Origin of the sequence: Sphingobium sp. YBL2 (assembly GCF_000943805.1) — a bacterium.
Taxonomy (GTDB): domain Bacteria; phylum Pseudomonadota; class Alphaproteobacteria; order Sphingomonadales; family Sphingomonadaceae; genus Sphingobium; species Sphingobium fuliginis.
Genome location: NZ_CP010954.1, coordinates 2,058,484 through 2,073,917 on the forward strand (window position 1 = coordinate 2,058,484; position 15,434 = coordinate 2,073,917).

10 protein-coding genes are annotated in these 15,434 nt (G+C 64.9%); 8 read left to right on the top strand and 2 right to left on the bottom strand.

Annotated elements, in window-relative coordinates; all coding sequences use genetic code 11:
- Window positions 1-70: 70 nt before the first annotated feature.
- Window positions 71-3,193, bottom strand: a complete 3,123-nt coding sequence (locus TZ53_RS09425) for a TonB-dependent receptor domain-containing protein (RefSeq protein ID WP_172668311.1) — start codon at window positions 3,191-3,193, stop codon at window positions 71-73.
- 452 nt (window positions 3,194-3,645) lie between these two features.
- On the opposite strand from TZ53_RS09425, the gene TZ53_RS09430 reads away from it, so the two are divergent.
- From TZ53_RS09430 to TZ53_RS09465, 8 genes are all read left to right on the top strand, one after another.
- Complete coding sequence (locus tag TZ53_RS09430) at window positions 3,646-5,520, top strand: gamma-glutamyltransferase family protein (RefSeq protein ID WP_044661104.1); 1,875 nt, start codon at window positions 3,646-3,648, stop codon at window positions 5,518-5,520.
- A gap of 12 nt (window positions 5,521-5,532) precedes the next feature.
- A complete protein-coding gene (locus TZ53_RS09435; protein WP_025547701.1) occupies window positions 5,533-8,481 on the top strand; it encodes an amidohydrolase family protein in 2,949 nt (982 codons plus the stop codon).
- A gap of 84 nt (window positions 8,482-8,565) precedes the next feature.
- Window positions 8,566-9,069, top strand: a complete 504-nt coding sequence (locus TZ53_RS09440; RefSeq protein ID WP_025547700.1) for a RidA family protein — start codon at window positions 8,566-8,568, stop codon at window positions 9,067-9,069.
- Between the two features lie 28 nt (window positions 9,070-9,097).
- On the top strand, window positions 9,098-10,684 hold the full coding sequence (locus TZ53_RS09445; protein WP_025547698.1) for a flavin monoamine oxidase family protein: 1,587 nt from the start codon (window positions 9,098-9,100) through the stop codon (window positions 10,682-10,684).
- Window positions 10,681-11,088, top strand: a complete 408-nt coding sequence (locus tag TZ53_RS09450) for a c-type cytochrome (protein WP_025547696.1) — start codon at window positions 10,681-10,683, stop codon at window positions 11,086-11,088. Before TZ53_RS09445 ends, TZ53_RS09450 begins: the two co-directional genes overlap by 4 nt.
- Window positions 11,089-11,200: 112 nt before the next feature.
- Entirely contained in the window at window positions 11,201-12,652 is a 1,452-nt protein-coding gene (locus tag TZ53_RS09455; RefSeq protein ID WP_025547694.1) for a UbiA family prenyltransferase, read from the top strand.
- A gap of 21 nt (window positions 12,653-12,673) precedes the next feature.
- Window positions 12,674-13,084: a DMT family transporter gene (locus TZ53_RS09460; RefSeq protein ID WP_025547692.1), complete on the top strand. Its 411-nt coding sequence runs from the start codon at window positions 12,674-12,676 to the stop codon at window positions 13,082-13,084.
- A 1-nt stretch (window position 13,085) separates the two neighbouring features.
- Window positions 13,086-14,381: a hypothetical protein gene (locus TZ53_RS09465; protein ID WP_025547691.1), complete on the top strand. Its 1,296-nt coding sequence runs from the start codon at window positions 13,086-13,088 to the stop codon at window positions 14,379-14,381.
- 1 nt (window position 14,382) lies between these two features.
- On the opposite strand, the gene TZ53_RS09470 is transcribed toward TZ53_RS09465, so the two are convergent.
- A complete protein-coding gene (locus tag TZ53_RS09470) occupies window positions 14,383-15,426 on the bottom strand; it encodes an acyltransferase family protein (RefSeq protein ID WP_044661105.1) in 1,044 nt (347 codons plus the stop codon).
- Window positions 15,427-15,434 lie beyond the last annotated feature (8 nt).

The window sequence follows — 15,434 nt, forward strand, 5'->3', positions numbered from 1 at the left end:
CAACCTTCGATCCTGGGGGCAAGGGAAAAGGGGATGCGGCGCCGGGAGCATGGCGCCGCATCCCGCCGCATCAGAAGGATTTCTTGATGCTGGTGTACCAGTAGCGCGCCTGCGGCTGGTAGAGGTTCGACAGATAGCCGCCCGACGCCAATGGCGGGTCCTTGTCGAAGATGTTGCGCGCGCCGATCTGGATGCTCGTGTCGTTGAGCGGCCCGCCATTTTTGAACGTATATTGGGCATAGAGATTGACGGTCGTCTGTCCCTTCACGATCCAGGGATTGGTCGAGCCATCGCGTACCGCATTCTCATATACGCTGTCGATGAACTGCGTATAGGCGCCGATCTTGACCGGCCCCAGCGTCCAGTCGAGCGTCGCCGCGATCCGCCAGCGCGGCTGGCCGTCGCGGCCCACCACGTCGCCGCCGCCCTGGATCGGCACGCCCGCATTGACCAGGCCCGCGGAGCGCCCGTCGATCACCGCCGTCACCCCTGCCGGAGCATCGACATAATAGCTGATCAGGCGCGATGCGTTGACGTTGAGGGAGAAGGTGCCGATCGATGCGGTCGGCAGCAGATAGTCGAGGTTGAAGTCGATGCCCTGCACCGTCACCGGCAGCAGGTTCTCGAAATTGGCGACCACATAGAGCAGCTCGCCCACCGGGGCGAGTCCGGTGCCCGCCACCAGCGCCACGTCGTCCGCCGTGGGATCGCGGCGCACGACATTGGGATTGCTGCTGCCCTGCACGCGCCGCAGATAATCGAGGTTGAGGCCGTTCTGATAGTCGAGCAGGCCGACCACATTCTTCTGCTTGATGCGCCAGCGGTCGACGGTGAACGTCACCTTGCCCCAGCCGTCGCCCAGCGGCGGGGAAATGACCGCGCCAAAGCTCCAGCTTTCCGATTCCTCCGGCTTCAGATTGGGATTGCCGCCGCTGCGCCGCAGGACGGAGATGCTGCGGTTGCACTGGGAGAAGTTGGCAATCCGCCCGGCGCGCAGGTCCGCTTCGCAGAGCACATAGTCGATGCCGGTGTTCACGCGGTCCAGCGTGGAGGTATTGATCACCTCAAGGTTCGGGGCGCGGAAGCCCTGCGACCAGGAACCGCGCAACCGCATGCCCTGAAGCAGTTCCCAGCTTCCCGCGATCTTCGGCTTCGCGACCGATCCGACGTCGCTATAGTCTTCATAACGTCCGGCGATCTGGAAATCGAGGCTGCGGAAGAAGGGAACCTCCATTTCCGGACTGAAGATCGGGATGGCGAGTTCCGCATAGGCGGACTTCACGTTGCGCTTGCCGCGCACGTCGGGGCTGGGACTGGCGCCGCCCAGGTCGGAACCGTAGAAGATGCCGGTGACGGCATCGGTATAGGTGGTGTCGACCCCGCGAATGCCGCCCTGATAGGGGGAACGATTGTCATGATAGGTTTCGCGGCGATATTCGACGCCTGCCGCGATGCCGATGCTGTTGTCCGCCCACAGGCCCAGCAGATGGGCGTTGGAAATCTTGAAGTCCCACAGGGCCAGCGACGTGCGTGTCTTGCGCGCCGCCTTGATGCGGAAGCTGTCGATGGTCGCGTCGCTGTTGGGCGTGCAGTCGCCGATGGACGGCGCGTCGACGCAACCGCCGTTGAAGGGGTTGTAGGCGTCGGGCGTCGTGCGGTTGATCGCGGCCTGCAGCAAAGTGTTGGAGAAGTTCTCCTGCGTATCCGCGGCGGTGGCCCATGTATAGAGGCCGGCCGTATCCCAGTCCCAATTGCCGATATTACCCTTCAGGCCACCCAGGAAGCGATATTGATAATTGGTCACCTCCACGCTGCGCGACCCGACATCGACATAGCTGAGGGACGTGATCTGGACGGGCAGGCCCGTCGCCGGAACGACGGCGGTGCTGAGCCCGGGCAGGCGGTTGGGGGAACCGATGGGCCCAAGCGGATTCCAATAGGCGTTGGCGGCGACGGTGATCGGGATGTTCGCCAGCGAACCCGGCGCGCCGATGATCGCTTCCGTCTTGCCGCGATAGAAGCCCGCTTCGCCATAGAGGGTCAGGTTGTCGGTCAGGTCGAAATGCCCGTTGGCGAACAGGTTGATGCGCTTGACCGAAGGCTGGGTGGTGAGGTCGTCGAACGTCGCCGGCGAATTGAAGCGCAGGTTGGAATCGACGTTCGCCATTTCCGTCGCGCCGTTGCCGTCATCATAGCATGTGCCGGTGGTGCCCGACGGGATGCGGCATCCGCTGTTGGTGCTCGGTTGGATGTGGAACTGGCTGGAACTGTTGGTGAAGGCGACGCCGTTGCTGGTGATCGTCCGGTTGAGGAAGGTGCCGTTGGCGGCGGGGCTGAGCGCGCGGAACGTGCCCCAGGGCGTGCTGGTGCTGGTGCCGTTGAACGCGGAGACGCCGGCGAAGCTGGTGCCCGCCACATAGCCGCGCCGGTCGACATTGGCGGTATAATCCTGATCGCTGAGATAAAGCTTGGACTTCTGCGCATAGCCGGCGAACAGGGTGATGTTGCCGCGTCCTTCGCTGAAATCCTTGCCGATCAGGCCGTTGACGGTGAACTCGCGAAGATTGGTACCTTCCGCTCCGCCATATTGCGCGTCGAACTTGGCGCCGTTGAAATCGGAATTGAGGACATTGTTGACGACGCCGGCAACAGCATCCGAACCGTAGAGAGCCGCCGCGCCGTCGCGCAGCACTTCGACGCGCGCTATGTTGCCGACGGGAATTGTGTTGGCGTTATAGCCGAAAGTCGGGACGCCGGAATCGATGACGCCGGTGATGGCCTGTGACGTGGGGTGCAGCACGGTGCGGCGGCCGTTGATCAGCAGCAGCGTGTTGCCCTGGCCCAGGCCGCGCAGCGATACGGTGGAAACGTCGCCGCGCGCCGCGTTCGCATTGCCGCCGCCCAGCACCTGTTCGTTGAAGGTCACGCCGCCCAATTGCGGGATGGACCGGAAAAGATCGGCGCCGGACACTGCGGCCACCGCTTCGATCTGCTGTTCGCCCACCACGCTGACGGGCAGCGCGCCGGTCGTGTTCGCGCCCCTGATCTGGGTGCCGATGACGACGATCTCGGCGTCTGCTCCGCTGTCCTGCGGAGCGGTGTCGGCTGCTGTCTGCGCGTGAAGCGCCCCTGCCGTCAATGCCCAAAGGCTGGCTCCCGCCAGCGTCGAAATGCTGTTCCTACTCACCCTCATCTTGCTGTTCCCCTGTGATGAAGCCCGTCCGCCGATCCCTTCGGCGGACGGGCTTTGCGCGGTTCAGCTATCGGGCAGGTGCGCGCCGATGAATCCCGTGCACGACAGGCGGTTGTTCTTATATATTGGGAATTGGCCCAGACTGTGCATTCGCGGATCCCCCGATAGCTGGAGTTCCGGCATCATCCCCTGTGGACCATGTTGTTTCCGGCCCCACGCCGGCAGCATGCATTGACGGACGAAACGCCCACTATCGCATCCGTTCGGGAGAGTAGAACTGATCAGAACATGATTTCCGCCATGGCCGGATGAATATTTTTAAAATTCCATGAAATTTCCTGAAGCATAGTGGAAAGCGGGATCATTCTCGTTACAGGGAAACGACCGGCAAGGCAGATGCCTGCTTTCCCTCGGGTAGCGCTGACTATGCCGATTACAGGGGATCTTCGTTCATGACCGATACTGCAGGGCAGGGATTGAGCCGTCGCGACTTCGCGGCATTGGCTGTGGGGGGCGTCGCCCTGGCCCAGACGGGAGCCTCCGCGCAGGACGCGGCGCCCGCCGCCAGGGCGCCGCTGGAGCCGACCCGGCTGGTGAGCGCCGGCGAAACGCTGCGGCCGGAGATCGTCGGCAATTTCGGCATCGTCGCCGCCGGGCGTCATTATGCGGTGGCGGCGGGGACGCGCATATTGATGGCGGGCGGCAATGCGACGGACGCGGGCGTCGCGGCGGTGTTCGCGGCCGCCGTGACGGAGATTTCGCATTTCGGCTTCGGCGGCGAAGCGCCGACCATCATCTACGACGCGAAGGCGAAGAAGGTTTCGCTGGTGAACGGGCAGGGCGTCGCGCCCATGCTCGCCACGCCGGACAGGTTCGCCAGGGCGGGCGTCATCCCCGGCAACGGCCCCAATGGCGGCACGGTGCCCGCCATGGTCGACGCCATGGCACTGGCCTTGCAGCTCAACGGCACGATGACGCTCGATCAGGTTCTGCAACCCGCCATCGAACTGGCCGACGGTTTCGTCATGTATAACTTCCTGGCCGAAGTCTTCGCCAGCCAGAAGAAGGCGACGTCCAAGTGGAAGGACGCCTATGACACCTATTATCCGGGTGGGGCCTTGCCGAAAGTGGGCGAGATATTCCGCCAGCCCAATCTGGCGAAGACCATTCGCATCATCGCGGAAGCGGACCGGGCGGCCTATAAGAAGACGAAGGACCGCAAGGCCGCGATCCAGGCCGGGCGCGACGCCTTCTACAAGGGCGACATCGCCCGGCGGATCGGCGCGGCGATGGAGCGCGACGGCGGACTGATGCGCTATGAAGACCTCGCCGCCTATAAGGGCAAGGTCGAAACCCCGACGATGACCAGCGTCTTCGGCTATGAAGTCTATAAGGGCGGTTTCTGGAGCCAGGGCCCGGCCATGCTGATGGCGCTCAACATTGCGGAGGCGGCGGGCATCGCGTCGATGGAGCCGGGGTCCGCGCCCTATCTCCACATCGTCGCGGAATCGATCAAGCTCGCCTTCGACGACCGCAACGCCTTTTTCGGAGACCCGGATTTCGCGACCGTGCCGATGAAGGGCCTCTTGTCCAAGGCCTATGCCGCAGAGCGCGCGAAGCAGATCGGGCCGAAGGCTTCGCTGGAGCATCGCTATGGTGACCCCTGGGCGTTCGAGGGCAAGGCTCGGACAACGCCCGCCTTTACGCCGCATATGCTGAAGGCCCCGCCGCGCCCGACCGCCGACACCACCGCCATCGAAGTGGTCGACAAGGACGGCAATCTGTTCAGCGCCACGCCCAGTTCGGGCTGGTTGCTGGGCGGCGCCTATATCGCGGGTGACACTGGCGTGCCGATGAGCAACCGCTTGACCGTCTTCGACCTCGACCCCGAAAGCCCCAATGTGCTCGTCCCTGGCAAGCGTCCGCGCACGACGCTCTCGCCCTCCATGGTGCTGAAGAACGGCGCGCCCTATCTGGCCATCGGCACGCCGGGCGGCGACAATCAGGACCAGCAGATCATGAACGTGCTGCTGCGCGTGCTGGCCTTCGACCAGCCGCTCCAGGCCGCGATCGAGGCGCCGCGCATCAACAGCAACCATTTCCACGCCTCCTTCGCGATCAAGAAGGATGAACCGGGCGTGCTGGAGATCGAGAATCGCGTGCCGCAATCGGTCCGCGACGATCTGGCCGCGCGCGGGCACAAGCTCGACGTGCTAGGGCCGTTCGCCGTCTCCACCGGCATCGTCGCGGCGGGCGTCGTGCCTGGCAGCGGCACCTTGCGCGGCGGGGCGGACGTGCGCCGCGAACGCTATGTCTTTGGTTGGTAAGAGGGCGCGTACATGAAGTCTCCGCTGAAGCTGTTTTCCATCGCCCTGCTTTCGGCCTGCGCCGTGCAGGCCTATGCCCAGCCCGCCAATCTGCCCCCGCCGGGTGGGGAAAAGCCCATCGCCTTCGACGTGCATGAGGGCACCTCCATGGCCGTCTCCGTATCGCCGGACGGCAAATGGCTGGCGGTGGACCTTCAGGGAAGCCTCTGGATCATCCCCGCCAGGGGTGGCAAGGCGAAGCGCATCACCGACTATTTCAACGATGCGCGCCAGCCGGTCTGGTCGCCCGACGGATCGCGCCTCGCCTATTTCGCCTATCGCGACGGCGGCTACGATCTCTGGACGATCAAGCCCGACGGCAGCGACATGCGCAAGCTGACGCTGGGCGCGTGGGATGATCGCGAACCGGCCTGGTCGCCCGATGGGAAGACCATCGCCTTCTCCTCCGACCGCAGCGGCAATTACGACATCTGGACGCTGGACGTCGCCAGCGGGGCGGTGAAGCAGATCAGCAGCAGTCCGCGCGAGGACCGGATGCCGAGCTGGTCGCCCGATGGCGCGAGGATCGCCTATGCGGGGATAGAGGGCAGCAGGACGGCGCTCTATTCGACCGCCTTGACGGACGGCAAGGAAAGCCTGCTCAAGCAGGTCGAGGGCAGGGTGGATGCGCCCTCCTTCGGCCCCGGCGGCGAACTCGCCTATGTAGTGCAGGACGCGAAGGGCAGCCACCTGGAGGTCGATGGCAAGGCCGTCAGCGGGACCGAGAATGTCTTTCCCTTCCGCATAAGCTGGGGGAGGGGCGGCTATTATTACGTCTCGGACGGCAAGATCAGGCACCGGAGCGGCGGACGCCTCTCCACCGTCGATTTCGCCGCCACGCTGGAGGTGGTGAAGCCCAGCTATGCGCGGGCGAAGCGCGACTGGGATTCCACCGCGCCGCGCAAGGCGCTGGGCATCGTCCATCCCACCATTTCGCCCGACGGCAGCCGCATCGCCTTCGTGGCGCTGGGCGATCTCTACCTTATGTCCTCCAAGGGCGGCGTGCCGGAGAACCTCACCAAGGACGCCGCGCTGGACGCCGATCCCGCATGGTCGCCTGACGGGCAGAGCATCGTCTATACCTCCGACAAGGGCGGCGGCTTGCCGCAACTGTGGATACGCGATCTCAGGACCGGCAAGGACCGCAAGCTCACCGACATGGACACCCAGCCGCTTGGCGCGGCCTGGTCGCATGACGGCGGGCGCATCGCCTTCCTCGACGTCGACGGGCGCTGGGGCGTCGCGGGCGTCTGCGTCGTCGACGTGGCGAGCGGGAAGGTGACGCGGCTTCAGGCATCGCTCGGCCAGCCGGGCAGCCCCACCTGGTCGGCGGACGGCAAATATGTCGCCATCGCGCTCTCCTACAAATATTCGAACAGCTTCCGTGAGGGCACCAACCAGATCTACGTCATCCCCGCCGATGGCAAGGGCGAGCCCTTCTGGCAGGTGCCGCAGGACAATGCCGGAACCGACACGCGGGGCGGCGGCGGTCCCGCCTGGTCGCCTGACGGCACGAAGATGGCGGCGATCTACGAAGGCCTGCTCAAGATCTGGCCCGTCGCCGCCGACGGCAAGCCGATGGGTCCGCCGCGCAGCTACACCTCCGAAATCTCCTATTTCCCGACCTGGACCGCTGACAGCCGCACCATCCTCTACCAGTCGTCGGACAAGCTGAAGGCGATCGATACCGAAACCGGCGTGATCCGGGAGATTCCGGTCGACCTCAGCTACCGCCTCGCCAATCCGACCGGGCGGATGGTGATCCACGTCAGCAATCTGGTCGACTCCGTCCGCGACGAGACCCAGCATGACAAGGACATCGTGATCGAGGGCAACCGCATCGCCGCGATCCGCGATCATGATCCGGCGCTGCATCAGGCGGAGCATTTTGTCGACGGCACCGGCCTGACCGCCATTCCCGGCCTGATCGAGCATCACGCCCATCTGCAAAAGGATTTCGGCTCCAATCTGGAACGCGCATGGCTCGCCTACGGCATCACCACCGTGCGCGATCCGGGCAATCAGGTCTATGACGCGATAGAGGACCGGGAGGCAGCCGAAGCGGGCGTGCGCATCAGCCCGCGCCTCTATGTCAACGGGCCGCTGTTCGAATGGCAGCGCGTCTATTACAAGATGGGCGTCGCCGTTTCCGGCCCGGCCCATCTGGAGCGGGAGCTGGAGCGCGCCCGCATCCTGAAATATGACATATTGAAAAGCTATGTCCGCATGCCCGACATCTACCAGCGGCGCATCGTGGAGGCGGCGCACCAGATGGGCGTGCCGGTCACCGGCCATGAAATCTTCCCCGCCGCCTATACAGGCGTCGACGCGACCGAGCATCTGGGCGCCACCAGCCGCCGCGGTTATTCGCCCAAGCAGGGGCCGATGGGCATGGCCTATGAAGATGTGATCCAGCTTTTCGGCAGGAGCGGCCGGACGCTGACACCCACCAATTTCGGCGCCCTGACCAATTATCTGGAGAAGAACCCGTCCTATCGCGACGATCCGCGCATCAACCTCTATCCGCTCTGGGCGCGCAAGACGGTGACGGAAAGCGATCCGATGGCGGCGCTGTTGCGGCCGATGATGGCGGGCAGCCTGACCAGCCTGAAGAAGATGTTCGATGCCGGCACGCTGGTCGCGGCGGGCACCGACACGATGATCGCGACCAACCTGCATGCGGAGCTTTCCTCCTATGTGGATGCGGGGCTGACGCCCTTCCAGGCCTTGCAGACGGCGACGGTCAATTCGGCCAAGTCGCTCAACCTGGACGCGGGGACGCTGGAGGCTGGCAAGCTGGCGGACATTACCCTCCTCGCGGGCGATCCGCGGGAGAATATCGCGAACACTTTCAATGTGAGGAAGGTGATCGCCAACGGAAAATATTATGACGTCGCAGAACTTGTTTCCGGCGGGCAATGATACCGCAACATAGGCATGGAGGATTTTCCTTCCCGCCTCGTTCATCGGGATACAGGCATCAGCAATATGGGAATGGGGGCGTTCATGGCAAATCCGTCGGCGTTCAGGCTTTCTCTTGTCGGCATCATTGCCGCCGCTTCCTTGTCATCGACGGCCCATGCCGCGCCGGTGGAGCATAAACAGGCCCCCGGCGCGATGATCGCCAGCGCCGCCGTGGTCCCGCCCGGCAGCACGCTCTATTTCCTCTCCGGCGCGACCGGCGCGCCCATCGACCCCAAGGATACGGAAAGCCCCGGCGCCTTTGGCGATACCGAGGCGCAGGCAATGTCGATCTTCACCAGGATGAAGGCGCAGCTTGCGGAAATGGGTCTCACCATGGGCGATGTGGTCAAGCTGACCGTCTTCCTGGTGGGAGACCCCAAGCTGGGCGGTAAGATGGACCGCGACGGCATGACGCGGGCCTACAAGAAATTCTTCGGCACGGCGGAGCAGCCCAACCTGCCGACGCGCTCGGCCTTCCAGATCGCGGGCCTCGCCCGGCCGCAGCAATTGATCGAGATCGAGGCGATCGCTGCCAGGGGTAACTGAACTTCCGCCGCCGCGCACAGGGGGTATTATGGAGAATAGCATGCAGCCGAGCCGCCGCCAGCTTCTGGGCCTGATCGGCAAGGCGGGTGGCGCGGCGGCCATGTACCAGGCGATGACCGCGCTGGGCCATGCCGCCGAAACCCAGTTCGACGGTCCCCCCGTCCTCTCCGGCGCGAAGCCGGGCGCGTCGGTCGTCGTGCTGGGCGCGGGCCTGGCCGGCATGGTCGCCGCCTATGAACTGGAAAAGGCCGGCTATCAGGTCAAAGTCCTGGAGTTTCAGGACCGTCCGGGCGGCCGCAACTATACGCTGCGCGGCGGCGACACCTTCACCGAAAGCGACGGCACTGTGCAGAAGGTGCAGTTCGCGCCGGGCAACTACATCAATCCCGGCCCCTGGCGCATCCCGCATCATCACAACTGCCTGCTGCATTATTGCCGGCAGTTCGGCGTGGCGCTGGAGCCGTTCATCCAGCTCAACCATAATGGCTTCATCCATTCCAGCGAAGCCTTTGACGGCAAGCCGCAGCGCTACAAGGCGGTGGCGACCGACTTCCGGGGCCACACATCGGAACTGCTGGCCAAGGCCGCGAACGCCAAGGCGCTGGACGGCAGCGTGAGCGCGGAGGACAAGGAGAAGCTGCTGGAGGCGCTGCGCCATTGGGGCGTGCTCGACGACAATATGGCCTATACCAGCAGCGTGGCCGTCTCCGCCCAGCGGGGCTATGACCGCCCGCCCGGCGGCGGCGTCGGCGGTGCTCCCACGCCCTCCCAGATCGCGAAGCTGGGCGACGTGCTCGACCCGCAGGTCTGGACGGCGATGAGCTTCTATTTCAACTATGTGATGCAGACGACCATGTTCCAGCCGGTGGGCGGCATGGACATGATCGGCAAGGCCTTCGCCAAGCAGGTCGGCAAGCTCATCACCTATAATGCCAAGGTCACGAAGGTCGCCCAGAACGGCAAGGGCGTGACCGTCAGCTACAGGGACGTGCCGAGCGGCAGGATGAACAGCGTCAGCGCCGACTGGTGCGTGTGCACCATCCCGCTGTCGATCATCAGCCAGGTCGAGATGCAAGTGGGGCCGAAACTGGCGGCGGCTATGAAGGCGGTGCCCTATGCCGGCCAACTCAAGATGGGAATGGAATTCAAGCGCCGCTTCTGGGAAGAGGACGACAATATCTATGGCGGCCACAGCTTCACCGACCAGCCGATCGCGCAGCTATCCTATCCCAACGACCGCTTCTTCGCGCCGGGACCGGCGGTGCTGCTGGGCGCGTTCGCCCGCGATGCGGGTGCGTTCGAACTGACCGGCATGACGCCGCAGGAACGGATAGAGGCGGCGCTGGCGCAGGGCGAAATCTTCCATCCGCAATATCGCAAGGAATTCCTGAACGGCGTTTCCGTGCCCTGGAGCCGCGTGCCCTGGATATTGGGATGCACATCGCGCTGGAGCGAGGAGAACCGGGAGGCGCATTACCAGAATCTGGTCGCCATTGACGGGCGCGTGGTGCTGGCGGGCGAACATGCCAGCTATTATGGTGGCTGGATGGAAGGATCGCTGCTCTCCGGCCTCGACGCGATCACGCGCATCCACCAGCGGACGCAGGCGGCATGAGCCCGCGCCGCGCCCTGATCCTCGTCCCGCCGCTATTGGCCCTTCTCGCCGCGCCGGGCCATGCCGACACGCCCGGCGGCGTGCAGGCGAAGAACAAGGCGGTGGATGGGGAGAAGGTCTACAGGCAGATCTGCGCCGCCTGCCACATGCCCAATGCCATGGGCAGCGGCGGCGGCGCCATTCCGGCTCTGGCGAAGAACAGGAAGCTGGCCGATCCCGCCTATCCGGTCACCATCGTGACGAAGGGCAAGGGCGCGATGCCGCCGATGAGCGACATGCTCTCGCCAGCGCAGGTGGCGGCGGTCATCACCTATGTGCGGACCCATTTCGGCAACGCCTATCCCCAACCCGTCACGGAAGCGGACGTGAAACGCATCGCCAGGCCCGGCCGAAGCGCGGAGTGACAGGAAAGGCTGTTCCTTCCCGCGCACCGCGAAAACCCTTAGCAATTTCCCCTTAATTGATTCGCTTCCTCGCCTCACATCTAATCAGTTTGGATGAAGTGAAGGGGAAGCCATGCAAGTTGCTGTCCAGTCGAAGCCGCAGGTGAATACCCAATGCCGTCCGCTTGTCGTCGATCTGGACGGCACGCTGATCAAGGGGGACTTGCTGGTCGAATGCCTGATCTCGGCCTTCAACGACAGACCCCGCACCATCCTCTCGTCCTTTCTGCGCATGGGATGGAACAAGGCGGCGATCAAGGCGGAACTGGCGGACAGCCCCGATTTCGATCCCCATTACCTGCCCTATGACGATCAGGTGCTCTCCCTGATCCGCGCGGCGCGGGCGGAGGGAAGGCCGACCTACCTCGCCTCGGCGGCCGATGCCCGGCTGGTGTCGCAGATCGCGGATCATCTCTGCCTGTTCGACGGTTGGTTCGCGTCCGACGGGACGACCAACCTGTCGGGCAGGGCCAAGCGGGACCGGCTGGTCGCGGAATTCGGGGAGGGCGGCTTCGACTATATCGGCAATGCCATGGTCGACGTCCCGGTCTGGGAGCATGCCGCGCAAGGCTATGCCGTGCGCGCGCCCACCGCCGCCTTCCGCCATATGCAGCGCAGGGGCCGCCCGCTCAAGGCCCTGGCGGAGGAAGGGGCCAGCCCCGGGCTCTGGCTGCGTCAGTTGCGCGTCCACCAATATGTGAAGAATGCGTTGGTCTTCGTGCCGCCGCTGATCGGCAATGAGATCACCCGGCTGGCCCTGCTGCAAAGCCTCTGCGCCTTCGTCGCCTTCTCCCTGATCGCGTCGTCCATCTATATCGTCAACGACATCGTCGACCTGCATGCCGACCGGCGGCACCCCAGCAAGCGCGGCCGTCCGCTCGCCAGCGGGCAGTTGCCGATCGGGGCGTCGCTGATCGTGTCGGGCCTGCTGCTGACTCTCGGCCTGCTGACGGGGGCGATGGTGTCGCTGCCGCTGCTGGGCGTGCTGTTCGGCTATTTCGCGCTTACCAGCGCCTACAGCTTCGTGCTCAAGCGGAAATTCCTGATCGATGTCCTGGCGCTATCCCTGCTCTACGCCGTGCGGGTGATCGGCGGCAGCGCGGCGACGGGGATCGTCATGTCCGACTGGCTGCTCGCCTTCGCGGTCATGTTCTTCACCAGCCTGGCGCTGATCAAGCGCTACACCGAACTCGCCAAGCGCAAGGACGCCGATCTGGGCGACGCCAGCAACCGCAATTACAAGGTCAGCGACATGACCATGGTGATGTCGATGGCGGTGGCTTCCGCCTATGTCTCCATCACCGTGCTGGCGCTTTATTTCACCTCGCCGGCCGTCAACGGCTCCTATCGCCATCCCGACCTGTTGTGGATCATCTGCCCGATCATGCTCTATTGGGTGGGGCGGATGCTGATGCTGGCGCATCGCCGCCTGATCCACGACGATCCGGTCGTCTTCGCCCTGCGCGACCGCATGAGTTCGGGCATGGTCTGCCTGGTCCTGCTCATCATGTTCGCGGCGCACTGATCCCATCCCCGGAGGAAAACCTTGCCTGCCCAAGCCCTGGCTGAACATCGCGCGGCCGCCGGCCTGCTGTGGCCGCTTCTGGTCCTGACCTGCGTGCTGCTGTCCTCCGGATCGCAGGTGCTGATGAAGATCGGCATGAACGGCGTCCCGGTGCAGAATGCGCTGGCGCGCGGATCGGCGATCGAGATCGCGACCACCATCGCGACCACCCCCCTGGTGATCGTCGGCATGGCGATGTTCGGCCTCAGCGCCGGGGCGTGGCTGATGGTCCTGTCCCGCATGAACCTGTCGCAGGCCTATCCCTGCGTCGCGCTCGGCATCGTGGTCACCGCCATTTGCGGCTTCTGGCTGCTGGGGGAGGCGATTTCGCCGGCGCGTCTCGGGGGCATCGGGCTGATCGTGGCGGGCGTGCTCGTGACGGGGCTGAGCTGAGATGGCCGCGACCGCGCTTGGCGCGCCCGCCCGCCGCATCTGGCCGATCGGCGTCGGCCGCGTCGACCTGGTGCTGGTCATCCTGCTCAGCATGACGGCCATGGCGATCTGCCTGTTCAACGGCAAGGCGCTGTCGCCGCAGGTCTATGACACGTTCAACATCTATTTCCAGGCCGATCCGCCCCGCGTCATCTCCAACATGACGGAGCGCTGGAGCCCGTACCAGAACCGCACCGTCGCCCATCCGCTCTTTTCCATAACCGCATTGTCATCGGTCAAGGCGCTGGCCTTGCTGGGCCTGCCGCCGATGCAGGCGATCGGCCTGCTGCTGATGCTCGCCGCCGCGGTCAGCGCGGGGGGTTTCCATGTGGCGATGCGGCTGATGGGCCTTGCCCCCGCGGCGGCCGCCGGCTTCACCCTCGCATTGCTCGCCAGCGCCGGTTTCCTCCACTGGTATGCCTTTATCGAAACCTATGCATTCAGCGCGACCGGCATCGTGCTGATGCTGATCTTCACCTGTTCGATGCGGAGCCTGCCCCGCGCCGGCTGGATCGTCGCTTCGGCGGCAAGCGTCGCGATGCTGATCACCAATTGGGGCCTGGGGCTGGCGGCCGCCTTCTTCCGCCTGCCGTTCCGCCAGTTCCTGCTGGTCAGCGGGGGCGCCTTCCTGCTGGTGTCGGCGGTCTCCGCGGTCCAGATGAAGCTGTTGCACCGCGCCGCCTTCTGGCTCGACCCGCGCATCATCGTCAAGGAAAAGACCTATGCCGGACCGAAGATGCACGCCGCCGGCATGGCATGGCACCCGTCCATCAGCGCGCGCAACGCCCTGCTGATGCCGGGCGTCGTGCCATCGCCGCAGCGGGCCGACATGCAGACGGAGATCGGCTCCTCGACGGTCGTGACCAATCAGTTCGCGCCGCTCGGCCAGTGGGGCGTCGCGGGCGGCATCGCCGCCGCCGCCTGGCTGGTCCTGCTGGCCGGAGGCGTCGCGGGAACGCTGGCCGACCGGCAGAGGCGGCCCATCGGCCTGGCGCTGGGCCTGTTCCTGGCTTCGAAGATACTCTTCCACAGCGTCTATGGAGAAATCACCTTCCTTTACGCGGCGGACATCGCGGTTGCCGCGCTGGCTTTCGCGGCGCTGGGATGGTTCTCCCCCTATCGCAAGGCAGTCGTCGGCGCGCTGATCCTCTTCATCGCCGTCGGTTCCATCCATAATGAGCGGCAGTTTCTGACCGCGGCGAAGCTTTCCAACCAGATTGCCCTGGACAAGCAGCATGGCCGCGCATCCGGCATCTGAGTCAGATGCTGAACCGCTTCGGCAAGGACTGCCGCATGCCTTCGTCGCTATAGAGCCACATCCGGCCCAGACTTCCCGCCCGGTCGTGAAGGACCAGCGATCCGAACAGGGAGAACAGCATCAGGAAGGGCGTGACCCATAGAAAGGCATGATCCCCCAGCGGCAGGACGGACAGCGGCATGGACAGCGCGGCGATGACCAGCCCATGGCCGAGGTAGATGCTGAGCGTTCGCCGCCCGAAGAAGATCAGCGGCCCCTTCAGCCACGAAATCCGGCTGAGCAACAGGGCGACGCCGACTGCCGCCATCAGGCCCGCCATGGACAGGCCGATCTGCGCGCCGGGATGGCACGTCAGCATCGAAAGGGCCGCAAAGCCTGCCGTTCCGCCCACGATCAGCGTCGCGGCATGGCGCGGCGCCCGCTCCGCCAGCGCCCGGCCATACCATGCCCCGCCGATGAAGAAGGGCGCATAGAGCAGGCCGTTGCGCCACGGATACTGGGGCAGTTCCGCCACCGGCCCGGCCGACAGGACGCAAAGCAGGAAGATCGCCGACAGATGGACGGGACTTCGGAAGCGGGCAATCGCCTTGGCAAGGACCAGATAGATCGCCATCAGCCACAGGAACCATTGTCCGCTGGGCGGGATGATCCACATATAGATGAGCTGCCATTTGGAAAGGCCCAGCGGCTTCAGCCCGTCGGTCGGGTCGAAATAGCGGAAGAACAGCCAGTAGATCACGGTCCACAGGCTGTAGAGCCAGACGAGATTGGCCACCCGGCCGGTCAGCAGCCGGCCCCAGGACCGGCTGAGCGCCCCGGCGGCGAACAGCCCCGCTATGGCGAAGAACAGCGGCATGCGGACCGGCTTCGCCAACGCATCGAGCGTGGAAAAGACCGCCCAGCCATGGCCGATGGAAGCACCCGTCAGCGCGGCATGATGGAAGACGACCAGCAGGATCGACAGGCCCTTGGCCACGTCCAGCCAGTCTATGCGTCCCTCATCCTCCTTCACCGACCCGTGCGCGACCCTGTTTTCCTTGCGCATCTGGCTTT